This is a genomic window from Rhodococcus sp. LMD (assembly GCF_056108245.1).
This window is the reverse complement of the sequence record NZ_CM148557.1, coordinates 2,108,287-2,121,301: the sequence shown is the minus strand read 5'-3', so window position 1 is coordinate 2,121,301 and position 13,015 is coordinate 2,108,287. Positions and strand designations below refer to the sequence as shown.

12 protein-coding genes are annotated in these 13,015 nt (G+C 71.6%); 1 reads left to right on the top strand and 11 read right to left on the bottom strand.

Annotated elements, in window-relative coordinates:
• Positions 1 to 34: 34 nt before the first annotated feature.
• Together ACWPQI_RS09935 and ACWPQI_RS09930 are read right to left on the bottom strand one after the other, a co-directional pair.
• Positions 35 to 940, bottom strand: a complete 906-nt coding sequence (locus ACWPQI_RS09935) for a hypothetical protein (RefSeq protein ID WP_026137709.1) — start codon at positions 938 to 940, stop codon at positions 35 to 37.
• Between the two features lie 146 nt (positions 941 to 1,086).
• Positions 1,087 to 3,432 carry a Tex family protein gene (locus ACWPQI_RS09930; protein ID WP_010592753.1) on the bottom strand — a complete coding sequence of 782 codons (2,346 nt, stop codon included), beginning with the start codon at positions 3,430 to 3,432 and terminating at the stop codon, positions 1,087 to 1,089.
• Between the two features lie 112 nt (positions 3,433 to 3,544).
• On the opposite strand from ACWPQI_RS09930, the gene ACWPQI_RS09925 reads away from it, so the two are divergent.
• On the top strand, positions 3,545 to 4,501 hold the full coding sequence (locus ACWPQI_RS09925) for a hypothetical protein (protein WP_432794007.1): 957 nt from the start codon (positions 3,545 to 3,547) through the stop codon (positions 4,499 to 4,501).
• A gap of 7 nt (positions 4,502 to 4,508) precedes the next feature.
• On the opposite strand, the gene trmD is transcribed toward ACWPQI_RS09925, so the two are convergent.
• The 9 genes from trmD to ACWPQI_RS09880 all read right to left on the bottom strand — a co-directional run bounded on the left by trmD (position 4,509) and on the right by ACWPQI_RS09880 (position 13,012).
• Positions 4,509 to 5,210 carry a tRNA (guanosine(37)-N1)-methyltransferase TrmD gene (gene trmD, locus ACWPQI_RS09920; RefSeq protein ID WP_003939021.1) on the bottom strand — a complete coding sequence of 234 codons (702 nt, stop codon included), beginning with the start codon at positions 5,208 to 5,210 and terminating at the stop codon, positions 4,509 to 4,511.
• Between the two features lie 6 nt (positions 5,211 to 5,216).
• A complete protein-coding gene (gene rimM / locus ACWPQI_RS09915) occupies positions 5,217 to 5,774 on the bottom strand; it encodes a ribosome maturation factor RimM (protein WP_017680548.1) in 558 nt (185 codons plus the stop codon).
• A gap of 10 nt (positions 5,775 to 5,784) precedes the next feature.
• Positions 5,785 to 6,027 (bottom strand): RNA-binding protein, encoded by a 243-nt coding sequence (locus ACWPQI_RS09910; RefSeq protein ID WP_003939023.1) that lies wholly within the window; start codon positions 6,025 to 6,027, stop codon positions 5,785 to 5,787.
• The gene (gene rpsP / locus ACWPQI_RS09905) at positions 6,027 to 6,467 is read right to left on the bottom strand and encodes a 30S ribosomal protein S16 (RefSeq protein ID WP_017680547.1); all 441 of its coding nucleotides are present in this window, start codon (positions 6,465 to 6,467) and stop codon (positions 6,027 to 6,029) included. The genes ACWPQI_RS09910 and rpsP overlap by 1 nt, the downstream gene beginning before the upstream one ends.
• A gap of 176 nt (positions 6,468 to 6,643) precedes the next feature.
• Positions 6,644 to 7,390, bottom strand: a complete 747-nt coding sequence (locus tag ACWPQI_RS09900) for a CPBP family intramembrane glutamic endopeptidase (RefSeq protein ID WP_010592758.1) — start codon at positions 7,388 to 7,390, stop codon at positions 6,644 to 6,646.
• Positions 7,387 to 8,481 carry an amidohydrolase family protein gene (locus ACWPQI_RS09895; protein WP_017680546.1) on the bottom strand — a complete coding sequence of 365 codons (1,095 nt, stop codon included), beginning with the start codon at positions 8,479 to 8,481 and terminating at the stop codon, positions 7,387 to 7,389. The genes ACWPQI_RS09900 and ACWPQI_RS09895 overlap by 4 nt, the downstream gene beginning before the upstream one ends.
• A 6-nt stretch (positions 8,482 to 8,487) precedes the next feature.
• Positions 8,488 to 10,068 (bottom strand): signal recognition particle protein, encoded by a 1,581-nt coding sequence (ffh, locus tag ACWPQI_RS09890; protein WP_010592760.1) that lies wholly within the window; start codon positions 10,066 to 10,068, stop codon positions 8,488 to 8,490.
• 102 nt (positions 10,069 to 10,170) lie between these two features.
• Positions 10,171 to 12,684, bottom strand: a complete 2,514-nt coding sequence (locus ACWPQI_RS09885) for a [protein-PII] uridylyltransferase (RefSeq protein WP_026137708.1) — start codon at positions 12,682 to 12,684, stop codon at positions 10,171 to 10,173.
• Positions 12,674 to 13,012 (bottom strand): P-II family nitrogen regulator, encoded by a 339-nt coding sequence (locus tag ACWPQI_RS09880; RefSeq protein WP_010592762.1) that lies wholly within the window; start codon positions 13,010 to 13,012, stop codon positions 12,674 to 12,676. Before ACWPQI_RS09880 ends, ACWPQI_RS09885 begins: the two co-directional genes overlap by 11 nt.
• Positions 13,013 to 13,015 lie beyond the last annotated feature (3 nt).

The following is a 13,015-nucleotide window of genomic DNA, read 5'->3' as shown; positions in this document are numbered from 1 at the left end:
CCGGAAGGCGGTGCTCGACTGGTTCGTGCCCAGGTCAGGTATGCGTGCCCGAGCCGGGCAACCCGTCAATTGTGCCAGACGGTGCCGGGGTGGCGGAAATCGGCGGGGGTGCGGCGTGCACGGTGCGGGCCAGTTCGGCTTCGGCGGCGACGCGGGAGTGCTGGACGGCTCCCTGCACGGTGTCCATCGTCGGCTTGCCTGCCACGAGGTCCTGCACGAAGATCTTCGCCCGGATCACCGGGCGTCGGTAGCGCCGCTCGCGTTCGATCGCGCGGCGCATCTTGCGGGTCTTGCCGGTGTAGCGCCAGCGGGCCCAGGGTGCGCCGGGCCGCGACAGGCGCACCGCCCCGACCAGCAGCAGGGGGAAGACGAACAGACCGACCAGGCCCGTCCAGATCTTGCCCTTGGCCAGCACGACCGCCGCGAGGGCCAGATTTCCGACAGCGGAGAGGGCGATCAGGGTGCGGGTCACCCATGACGGGTCCTCCCGGAAGTTGGTGATGTCGGCGAATTCGAGGGGCTGCAGGCCGAGCAGCACCAGGCCGGTGACGGCGATCGCGACGAAGACCGCATCGACCGAGACGCGTCCCTCCTGCTCCCAGTACACGTCGTTGAGGTAGAAGATCAGGGCGAACTCGTCGAGCACGAGCGCGGTCCCGATGCCGAAGAGCGTGGCCAGGGCCGCCCCGGTGGTCTGCGTGCCGTCCTCGTAGACGGCGATGAGGGATCCGCCCGCGATCACCATGGTGACGACGCCGAACACCACGTGGTGCACGTGGTGGCCGCCGGGGGTGACGTTGCCGGGCCACCAGCGCACCTGGGCGCGGATCATGCGGACGCTGAACCGGATGAACAGGAACGCGAGGAGAAATCCGAGCAGGAAGAACAGCAGTGGCAGGCGCCCGCGGTCGATGATCTCGCGTTGCAGCCACTCGGTCACGGCCGTCACGGCGCGATCGCCCTCGGGACTTCGTCGGCGGGGCGGGGCGGGTCCTTCGGCGCGCGGCCGGTCGTCACCGTGGGCTGCATGCTCCCGAGGATGTCAGGAACCGGGCCGCGCCGGTAGTCGGCGCGGCCCGGCGGCGTCTACTTGCCGAATCCGGCGCGCCGCAACGCGTCCGCCATCGAGCCGGCGGCCGGCGGGGCGTCCTGGCGACGGTCCCCGCGGTGACCACCCTGCCCCTGCCCGCCCTGACGCTTGCCCTGCTGCCGGCCACCCGGCCGGCGTCCGCCCCGGTCCTGCGGACCGCGCGAGTCGCCGCCGCCGGACGGGGCGCCAGCGGGGATCTCGTCGTCGAGGCGCAGCGTCAGGCCGATCCGCTGCCGCGGCACGTCCACATCGAGCACCTTGACCTTGACCACCTCGCCGGACTTGACGACGTCGCGCGGGTCCTTGACGAAGCTGCGGGACATCGCGGACACGTGCACGAGACCGTCCTGGTGCACCCCGACGTCGACGAACGCCCCGAACGCCGCGACGTTGGTGACCACGCCCTCGAGCACCATGCCGGGTTTCAGGTCGGCGACCTTCTCGACGCCGGCGGCGAACGTCGCGGTCTTGAACTCCGGGCGCGGGTCGCGGCCCGGCTTCTCGAGTTCGGCGATGATGTCGGTGACCGTGGGCAGACCGAAGCGGTCGTCGACGAAGTCCTCCGCGCGCAGGCGCCGCAGCACTGCGGTGTTGCCGACCAGCTCGCGCACGCCGCCGCCCGCGGTGTCGACGATGCGCCGCACGACCGGGTACGCCTCGGGGTGCACGCTCGACGCGTCGAGCGGATCGTCGCCGTTCGGGATGCGCAGGAAGCCGGCACACTGCTCGAACGCCTTCGGGCCGAGGCGCGGCACCGCGGTGAGGTCCTTGCGGGTGCGGAACGGCCCGTTCCCGTCGCGGTGGGCGACGATGCTCTCGGCGAGGGACGACGTGATGCCCGACACCCGGGCCAGGAGCGGCACCGACGCGGTGTTGACGTCCACACCGACGGCGTTGACCGCGTCCTCGACGACCGTGCCGAGGGAGCGGGCGAGCAGCGTCTCGGACACGTCGTGCTGGTACTGGCCGACGCCGATCGACTTGGGATCGATCTTGACGAGTTCGGCGAGCGGGTCCTGCAGGCGCCGGGCGATGGACACGGCACCGCGGATCGACACGTCGAGGTCCGGCAGTTCCTTCGAGGCGTACGCCGACGCCGAGTACACGGACGCGCCGGCCTCGGACACCACGATCTTGGTCAGGTTCGTGGCGCCGGACTTCGCGATCAGTTCGGTGGCGAGGGCATCGGTCTCGCGGGAGGCGGTGCCGTTCCCGATCGCGATCAGTTCCACACCGTGCTGCGCGACGAGCCGCGCCAGGGTGGCCAGGGCCTGGTCCCGCTTGTTGTGCGGCTGGTGCGGATAGATCGTGTCGTGCGCGACGACCTTGCCGGTGGCGTCGACGACGGCGACCTTGGTGCCGGTGCGGAAGCCGGGGTCGAGTCCCATCGTCGGCCGGGTGCCGGCGGGGGCGGCGAGCAGCAGGTCGCGCAGGTTCGCGGCGAACACGTCCACGGCGTCCTTCTCGGCGGACTGCCGCAGCCGCATGCGGATGTCGAGGGCGAGGGAGACGAGCAGTTTGGTGCGCCACGCCCAGCGGACGGTGTCGAGGAGCCACTTGTCGGCGGCCCGGCCCTCGTCGGCGATGCCGAAGCGGGTGGCGATGCGGCCTTCGTAGTAGGTGCGCTGCCCGGGCTCGGGTTCCTCGGAGTCCGGTTCGAGCGACAGGCTCAGCACCTCCTCCTTCTCGCCGCGCAGCGCCGCCAGGATGCGATGCGAGGGCAGGTCGGGGAAGGGCTCGGAGAACTCGAAGTAGTCGGCGAACTTGGCACCCTCGGTTTCCTTGCCGGGACGCACGGTGGACTTCAGCTGGCCGCGGGTCCACATCGCCTCGCGCAGCTCGCCGACGAGGTCGGCGTCCTCGGCGAAGCGTTCGACGAGGATGGCGCGGGCGCCGTCGAGCTGTTCGGCGCTGTACTGCGCGGGATCGGTGGTGGGGTCGCCGAGGAGGGCGTCGGCGACGGGCTCGTGACCGGCCTCCCGCGCGATCTGCGCCTTGGTGCGGCGCTTCGGCTTGAACGGCAGGTAGATGTCCTCGAGCCGGGCCTTGGTGTCGGCGAGCAGGATCTGCGTGCGCAGCTCGTCGTCCAGCTTGCCCTGGGATTCGACGGACTCGAGCACCGCCGTGCGGCGCTCGTCGAGTTCACGCAGGTATCGCAGGCGTTCTTCGAGCTGCCGGAGCTGGGCGTCGTCGAGCCCGCCGGTGACCTCCTTGCGGTAGCGGGCGATGAACGGCACCGTCGCGCCGCCGTCGAGCAGGTCGACCGCCGCGGCGACCTGACCTTCCCGGACGGCGAGTTCCTCGGCGATGCGCTGATTCACGGTCTTGAGAGCGGTCGTCACAGCGGTCGACCCTACCGCTATCCTTCCTCCGCCCTCGGTGACGCGGAGGGGCGTGCGCGTCTCCTCGACGGTGGGACGAGTTCGTCGGACAATCGACAACAGGAGGGTGGATATGTCCCGGGTGCGCGGCGGACGCTGGGCGATGCTGGCGCTGTCGTTGCTGACCGCAGCGACGGTGGGGGCGTGCGGCCCGGAGCCGGTCGGGTCGCCGGTCGCCCTGCCGTCCGCCGGCGTCGAGTCCCCCGGTCCGCTCGAACCACTCGTTTCGCTGCCCGATCGGATGACGGCCGCGGCGGCGACCGCGGCCGGGCGCGGCGCCGACGTCACGATCGCCGCGCTCGACCGGCGGACCGGGCTCCGGGTCGTCGGCGGCGTCGACACACCCGTCGAGACCGCGTCGGTGGCCAAGCTGTTCATCGCCGACGACCTGCTGTACCGGGCGGCGACGGGCGAGTTGCCGCTCGGCGGCAGCGACTACGACCGGATCACCGCGATGCTCGAGTCGTCGGACGATTCGGCGGCGAACGACCTGTGGTTCCGGCACGGCGACTCGGAGATCGTCGAGCGTACCGCCGCGCGGCACGCGCTCACCGGCACCGTCGCGCCGGCGGACGGGCTGTGGTGGAACACCGTCACCACCGCGTCGGACCTGCTCACCTGGTACGCGGATCTGCTCGACGGCACGGGCGGGCTCGACGAGTGGGGCCGGGCGACGATCCTGGGGCACCTGCGTGCCGCCGGCCCCGTCGGCGCCGACGGGTACGACCAGCGATTCGGGTTGCCGGACGGGCTGAGCGACACCACCGGGCTCGGCGTCAAGCAGGGTTGGATGTGCTGCCTGGACGGGCGCTGGATCCATCTGTCCACGGGGTTCGTCGGGGACGACGAGCGGTACGTGCTGGTAGTGCTCTCCCGCGAACTCGTGCACTACGACGCGGACGACGACCGGTGGACCGATCTGCCGGACACGGCGCTGTTCGATGCGACCGGGGATGCGAGCGCGCAGCACGCGCGGGAGACGGTGACCGAGGTGGTCCGCACGGTGTTCGGCAGCGCCGGGACGCACTGAGCGTGGGTCAGTCGGCGAGCAGGTCGGGTCGGCGTTCGCGGGTGCGCTCGAGCGCCTGTTCCCGCCGCCACGCGGCCACCTTGGCGTGGTCCCCGGACAGCAGTACCGGCGGCACGTCGAGGCCGCGCCAGCTGACGGGGCGGGTGTAGCTGGGGCCCTCGAGCAGCCCGTCGGAGAACGAGTCCTCCTGGTGGGACTGCTGATTGCCGAGGACGCCGGGCAGCAGCCGCACGACGGCCTCGGTCATGACGAGGACGGCGACCTCGCCGCCGATGAGCACGTAGTCGCCGATGCTGACCTCTTCGACGCGTACCCGGCGCGCGGCGTCGTCGAAGACGCGCTGGTCGATGCCTTCGTAGCGGCCGCAGGCGAATACGATGCGCTTCTCGCCGGCCCAGCGTTGCGCGGTGGCCTGGTCGAACGGCACACCGGCCGGGGTGGGGACGACGAGCAGCACGTCGGGGTCGGGTTCGCCGTCGGGCCCGGCGAGCACGTCGTCGAGGGCGGGCCCCCACACCGTGGGTTTCATGACCATGCCCGGTCCCCCGCCGTACGGGGCGTCGTCGACGGCCTTGTGCACGTCGTGGGTCCAGTCCCGCAGGTTGTGGATCCCCACGGAGACGAGCCCCTTGTCGATCGCCTTGCCGAGCAGCGCGACGCGCAGCGGCTCGAGGTATTCGGGGAAGATGGTGACGACGTCGAAACGCACGGGAGGCTATGTCTCCGAACCGAAGTCGGGGTCGAGCAGACCCTCGGGCGGATCGATCTCGACGACACCGGCCGCGAGCGAGACCGTCGGCACGATCGCGGTGACGAACGGAATCAGCAGTTCGCGCTGTTCGTCGCCGGCCGGCCGGACGGAGAGCAGTTCGCCGGCGGCGGTGTGCAGCACCTCGCGAACGGTGCCGATCTCGGTGCCGGCGTCGGGCCGGCCCCCGACGATACGTACGGACAGTCCCTCGAGTTCGTGGTCGTAGAATTCGTCCGGGTCGTCGGACGGCGGCAGATCGGCGCTGTCGACGACGAACAGGGTGCCGCGCAGGGCGTCGGCGGCGCTGCGATCGGTGACGCCCCGCACGCGCAGCAGAAGCCGCCCGGAGTGTTCCCGGGCGGCTTCCACCGTGTACGTCTGCAGGGTCTGCTCGCGGGGCTTGCGGCCGTGCAGCACCGCGCCGACGGCGAAGCGCTCCTCGGGTTCGTCGGTGCGAATCTCGACGACCACCTCACCCTTGATGCCGTGCGACTTGGCGACACGGCCCACCACGAGCTCCACCGCGGCGCGCCTACTGGTCGGTGTCGACGACGTCGACGCGGATCCCTCGGCCACCGATGCCGGAGACGAGGGTCCGCAGGGCGGTCGCGGTGCGGCCACCGCGACCGATGACCTTGCCGAGATCGTCGGGGTGCACGTGCACCTCGACGGTGCGCCCCCGACGGCCCGTGATCAGCTCGACGCGCACGTCGTCGGGGTTGGCGACGATTCCACGGACGAGATGCTCGACGGCATCGGCGACAACGGCGCTCATTACTCGGCAGCCTCGGTGGACTCGGAGGACTCCTCCGCGGCGTCTTCCTTGGCGGCCTTCTTCTTCTTGGGCGTGATGGCCTCGGCAGCCGGCGCGTTCTCGGCCTGCGCGAGGGCAGCCTGGAACAGCTCGAGCTTGGACGGCTTGGGCTCGGCCTTGCGCAGGGTGCCCTCGGTGCCGGGCAGGCCCTTGAACTTCTGCCAGTCGCCGGTGATCTTGAGGAGGTTCTCGACCGGCTCGGTCGGCTGTGCACCGACGCCGAGCCAGTACTGGGCCCGCTCCGAGTCGATCTCGATCAGCGAGGGCTCTTCCTTCGGGTGGTACTTGCCGATGGTCTCGATGGCGCGGCCGTTGCGGCGGGTGCGCGAGTCGGCAACCACGATGCGGTACTGCGGGTTGCGGATCTTGCCGAGACGGGTGAGCTTGATCTTGACAGCCACTGCTGCGAATCTCCTTCGGCGCATGCGAAATACGCCTGTCACGTGCAATTCGGACGACGCGCCCTTCTGGCACGCCCGGTTTTGCCTCTATCCTGTGACCGCCGCGCGGTGCGTAACCGGATGCGACGACAGCGGTCCATTCTGCCAGATCCACCCGGCGGGACGAAAACGACAGGTCAGAGCAGCAGCAGCAGACCCAACGCGGGCAGGGTGTTGTTGAGCGAGTGCGCCACCCAGGACGAGAACACCGACCGGCCGCGCAGCCGCGCGAACCCCATCGCCGCGCCGCCCCACAGCAGCACCGGCAGCCGCCACCATTCCTGATGCCACACGGCGAACACGACGGTGGTGATCGTCAGGACGCCGATCGGGCGTCCCCACCACCGGTCGGGCCGGCGTTCGAGCGCCCCCCACAGCATGCCGCGGAACATCAGTTCCTCGCCGAGGGGGGCGCCGAACCACACCCAGGCCACGAGCAGCAGTTTCCACCCCGTGGGCAACCCGACCAGCGCGGTGAGCGGGGAATCGGCGGCGTCGATTCCCAGGGCGACGACGAGGATCGCCGCCAGGATCAACGCGCCGAGCAGCGCGATCCCCCCGCCGAGCAGACCGACCCCGAGCTGGTCGCGGAACTCCGCCCACGACCGCGGCAGACCGAAGTCGGCGACGGGCCCGCAGCCCCGCCACACGCTGAACGCGAGGGCCGCCGCCCCGGCGAGCAGGGTGGGGGCCATGATGGCGAGCACGTACGTCTCGGCGACGAAGCCCTCCCCGGCCAGGATCGGTCCCAACGTGAATCCGACGAGGTTGACGGCCAGCACCGCCAGCGCGGCGGGGATACCCCACCGGTGTGCGGGCCGGGACGGTGCGGGCAGCGCGGGAGCCGCAGCGGTCCCCGGGTCGGGCGGTTCGGGGGCGGTCATGTGCGGGCGGCGCGGCGGGTGACGACGGCACCCCGGAGCATCACCAGATCGGGCCGGGCCAGCACGTCCGGGCCGCTGCGCGGGTCGTCCGCGTACACCGTGAGGTCGGCCGGCGTGCCCGGTTCGAGGCTCGGGTGTCCCAGCCAGGTGCGGGCCGCCCAGCTGGCGGCGGCGAGCGCCTCGGTCGGGGTCAGCCCCGCCTTCCCGAGGGCGGCGACCTCGTCGGCGATGCGCCCGTGCCGCACCGAGCCGCCGGCGTCGGTGCCGGCATAGATCGGGATTCCGGCGTCGTGGGCGGCGCCGACGGTGTCCGCGACGCGGGCGTGCAGGTCCCGCATGTGCGCCGCATAGACCGGGAACCGGGCGGCCGAGTCGGCGATCTCCGGGAAATTGTCGATGTTGACCAGCGTCGGCACGAGGGCCGTGCCCTGCGCGGCCATCGCGGCGATGGTGTCGTCGGTCAGGCCCGTGCCGTGTTCGAGGCAGTCGATCCCGGCGGCGAGCAGGCCGGGCAGCGCGTCCTCCCCGAACACGTGCGCGGTCACCCGCGCTCCCTCCCGGTGGGCCGCGGCGATGGCCTCGACGAGGATCGCGTCCGACCACAGCGGGGCGAGATCGCCGGTGCCGCGGTCGATCCAGTCGCCGATGAGCTTGACCCAGCCGTCGCCGGCGCGGGCCTGGCGCACCACTTCGTCCGGCAGTTGCGATTCGTCGTCGAGGTCGACGGGCAGGCCGCGGATGTAGCGCTTGGGCGCGGCGATGTGCCGTCCCGCGCGCACGATCCGCGGCAGGTCGGCCCGCGCGTCGAGGTGCCGGGTGTCGACCGGGGATCCCGCGTCGCGTAGTAGCAGTACCCCGGCGTCGCGTTCGGTGACGGCCTGCGCGATCAGCCCGTCCGCGTCCTCCGCGCCGCCACCGAAGCGGATCCCGACGTGGCAGTGGGCGTCGACGAGACCGGGCAGGATCCAGCCGTCGGCGGTGAGCAGTTCGGCCCCGGGGATCGGCTCGGCGGCGAACGTGCCGTCGTCGTCGATCCACAGCTCGATCGGTTCGCCGTCCGGCAGGGACCGTCCGCGCAGGGTGAACGCCACGGCGGTCTACTTCTTCGGCAACTTCAGCTGCGAGAGGTCGAAGTTCTCGAGACCGGGCGGCAGCTCGTCGAGGCCCTTCGGCATCTTCGACAGGTCCGGGAACCCGGCGGGCATCCCACCCATGCCGGGCATGCCGGCGGGCATGCCGCCGGGGAACCCGCCCTTGATCTTCGGCGGGGTCGGCCCGCGGCCGCCCTTCTTGCCCTTCTTGCCCTTCTTCGCGCGCTGCGGCTTGCGGGATCCGGGCATGCCCATGCGCCCGGCCATCGCGGCCATCATCTTGCGGGCTTCGAAGAACCGGTCGACGAGCTGGTTGACGTCGGAGACCTTGACGCCGGAGCCGTTGGCGATCCGCAGCCGCCGGGAGGCGTTGATGATCTTCGGGTTGGCGCGCTCCGCCGGGGTCATGCCGCGGATGATCGCCTGGATGCGGTCGAGCTGCTTCTCGTCGACGTTCGCGAGGGCGTCCTTCATCTGGCCCGCACCCGGCAGCATGCCGAGCAGGTTCGCGATCGGCCCCATCTTCCGCACGGCCATCATCTGGTCGAGGAAGTCCTCGAGGGTGAGCTCACCGGAACCGATCTTCGCGGCGGTGGCCTCGGCCTGCTGGGCGTCGAAGACCTGCTCGGCCTGCTCGATGAGGGTGAGCACGTCGCCCATGCCGAGGATGCGGCTGGCCATGCGCTCGGGGTGGAAGACGTCGAAGTCCTCGAGCTTCTCACCGGTGGACGCGAACAGGATCGGCTGGCCGGTCAGCTCACGGACGCTGAGGGCGGCACCGCCGCGGGCGTCGCCGTCGAGCTTGGTGAGCACCACGCCGGTGAAGCCGACACCGGCGCGGAACGCCTCGGCGGTGCTCACGGCGTCCTGGCCGATCATGGCATCGAGCACGAACAGCGTCTCGTCGGGCTGCACGGCGTCGCGGATGCCGGCGGCCTGGGCCATCAGCTCCTCGTCGATGCCGAGACGGCCGGCGGTGTCGACGACGACGACGTCGTAGTGCTTGGCGCGGGCCTCTGCGATGCCGTCGCGGGCGACGTTCACCGGGTCGGCGGCGGTGATGCCGAGCGGGTTCTCGCCTCCGCCGATCGAGGTGCCGGGGTGCGGGGCGAACACGGTCGCGCCGGCGCGCTCACCGACGATCTGCAGCTGGGTGACCGCACCGGGTCGCTGCAGGTCACAGGCGACGAGCAGCGGGGTGTGTCCCTGGTCCTTGAGCCACTTGGCGAGCTTGCCGGCGAGGGTGGTCTTACCGGAACCCTGCAGACCGGCGAGCATGATCACCGTGGGCGGGGTCTTGGCGAACTGCAGCCGGCGGGTCTCACCGCCGAGGATCCCGACGAGTTCCTCGTTGACGATCTTGACGACCTGCTGGGCGGGGTTGAGCGCGCCGTGCACCTCGGCGCCCTTGGCACGTTCCTTGATCTTGGCGATGAACGAGCGCACCACGGGAAGCGCGACGTCGGCCTCGAGCAGCGCCAGGCGGATCTCCCGGGCGGTCGCGTCGATGTCGGCGTCGGAGAGGCGCCCCTTGCCGCGCAGGTCCTTGAGGGCTCCGGTCAACCTGTCGGAAAGGGATTCGAACACCGAATGCGCTCCTGGGTCTGGCGAAGATGCGGACAGTTCTGCGTTCCAGGGTAGCCGTTCGCGGCACGAGTTCTCGCACGTGCACGAGCGCCCACCCCACGCTCAGCCGTTGTCCTCGGGTTTCTTCGGTTCCGGCGCGGGCACCACGGCCAGCACGGCCCGCTCGATCCGCTCCCGGTTCTCCCGGGTGTCGGAGCCTGCGAGGTCGATGCAGAACGCGTCCACGACGGTGCGTCCGAGAGTGGCGACCCGGGCCCAGCGCACGTCGGCACCGCACCGTTCGAACGCGTCCGCGAGCCGGCACAGCATGCCCAGCCGGTCCTCGGCGCGCAGTTCGAGAATCGCCTGCCCCTGCTCCGGGGCGTCGATCCAGATCAGGTGCGGAGGCGCCTGCGCGTAGGTGCCCGGCACGGCCCGCTCCGGTCGTTCGGGCAGCTGCGCCTCGCGGGCGGCCTGCTCCTTCGCGGCGAGTGTGGCGAGCAGGTCCAGGTCCCCGGAGCGGGCCCGGACGAGTTCCTGCCGCAGTAGGCCCGCCGCCGGCGGGGCCCCGAACAGCGGGGCGACGGCGAAACTGTTGACCGCGCTGCCGGCGTGGCTGCCCACCGAGGCGGACAGCACGCGCAGGCCGTACAGTGCCAGCACTCCGGCAGCGTCGGACAGCAGGCCCGGCTCGTCGGGCGCGACAACCGTCACGGTGTAGGCGTGCGGGTTCTCCCCGGGTTGCAGGTCGACGTGGATGCCGCCCTGTTCCGCCCGCCCGGCGAGCTGGGGGTCGATCGGATCGGGGTGCGGCAGCTCCTCCCCCGCCATCATCAGCCGGCAGCGCCGGACCAGTTCCCGGATGAGCGCCGCCTTCCAGTCGCCCCACACTCCCGGGCCCGTCGCGAGCGAGTCCGCCTCGGCGAGTGCGTGCAGCAGTTCGAGCAGCACCGGGTCGCCGTCGATGGCCTCGACGACGGACTCCACCGTGGCGGGATCGTCGAGATCGCGCCGGGTCGCGGTGTGCGGAAGCAGCAGATGGTGGCGGACCATCGCGGACAGCACGGCGACGTCGGAGGGCCACAGGCCCATCCGGCGTCCGATCCGGGTGGCGAGCTCGGCTCCGACGACGCTGTGGTCGCCGCCGCGGCCCTTGCCGATGTCGTGCAGCAACGCCCCGAGCACCAGCAGATCGGGGCGCGCGACGCGGGTGGTCAGGCCTCCTGCCTGCACGGCGGTCTCCACCAGGTGCCGGTCCACCGTCCAGATGTGCACGGCATCGCGCGGGGGCAGATCCCGCACGGCGCCCCACTCGGGCAGCAGGCGGCCCCACAGTCCCGTCCGGTCGAGGGCCTCGATGGGGTCGATCGCGCGGGTCCCCGAACCGAGCAGCACGAGGAGGTCGTTCAGTGCGGTGCGCGGCCACGGTTCGCGCAGTTCCGGTGCGTTGTCGGCCAGCCGGCCGAGAGTCGACGCGGAAATGGGCAGGTCGTGCTGCGCCGCGGCCGCCGCGACCCGCGTGATCAGACCGGGGTCCTTGCGGGGGTTCGCGTCACGGGCCAGCGTCACCTCCCCGCCGTGCTCCACGACACCCTCGTCGAGGGGACGGCGGACGGGGACGCGCCGCAACCGGGACAGTCCCTTGCGGGGCAGCGCGTTCCCGGCCGTGCGTACGCCGACCTCCACCGAGTAGCTCACGGTCCGCGCGGCCTCGGTGAGCACCCGGGCCAGGTCGAATCGGTCGCCGATGCGCAGGGCGGCGCCGATCTCGTCCGCGTCCTGGGCACGGAGCTGGTCGCGGGGACGACCGGCGACGCGGTGCAGCTCGGTGCGCACATCGAGCAGGCGGCGGTGCGCGGCCGCGAGCCCGCCGCCGGGAACGTCGGGGCCGAGGCCCGGCATGCCGTCGGTGAGCTGCGCGACGGACAGGGCGTTGAGCAGCTGCACGTCCCGCAGCCCGCCGCGGCCGCTCTTGAGATCGGGTTCGGCCCGGTGCGCGATCTGCCCGCTGCGCTCCCATCGGGCCTCGGTCAGTGCGATGAGCTCGTCGAACCGGCTGCGGATGCCGGTGCGCCACTGCCGCCGCACACCCCCGATCAGCAGGTTGCTCAGTTCGGGGTCGCCGGCGATGTGGCGGGCTTCGAGCATGCCGAGCGCGGCGGTCAGGTCGGATGCCGCTACCTGCAGAGCCTGCGGAACGGTCCGGACGCTGTGGTCGAGCTTGATGTGGGCGTCCCACAGGGGGTACCAGAGCCGGTCGGCGACGCGGGACACGACCGCTGGGTCCATGTCGTCGTGGAGCAGGACGAGGTCGAGATCGGAGTAGGGCAGCATCTCGCGACGGCCGAGGCCGCCGACGGCGACGACGGCGAAGCCGCAGTCGGGTGCGATGCCGAGTTCGGCGCCCTTGGTGACGAGCCAGAACTCGTGGAGGTCGACGAGGGCGTGGCGCAGGGCCGGGGCGTCGAGTCGGCGGTGGCGGGCACCACCGGAGAGCAGCTGGGTTCGGGCTCGGGCGAGGTCGGTGGCGGCGGTGCCGGTTCCGGCCGGTCCCGCAGACACCGGCGGCCCCGATCCCGCTGCGGAGGCAGCGGGACCAGGGCCGCGAGTTCCGGACCCGTTGGGGTCAGAGTGCATCGGCACCTCGTTCACCGGTGCGCACCCGGACCACGGTCTCGACCGGGGTGACCCATACCTTGCCGTCGCCGATCTTGCCGGTGCGGGATGCCTCGACGATGGTCTCGACCACCTTGTCGACGGTGGCGTCGTCGACGACGACCTCGACGCGGACCTTGGGAACGAAGTCGACGGAGTACTCCGCTCCACGGTAGACCTCGGTGTGGCCCTTCTGGCGACCGTATCCCTGCACCTCGCTGACGGTCATGCCGAGCACACCCGCCTGCTCGAGGCCTGCCTTGACGTCCTCGAGGGTGAACGGCTTGACAATTGCCGTGATCAGCTTCATATC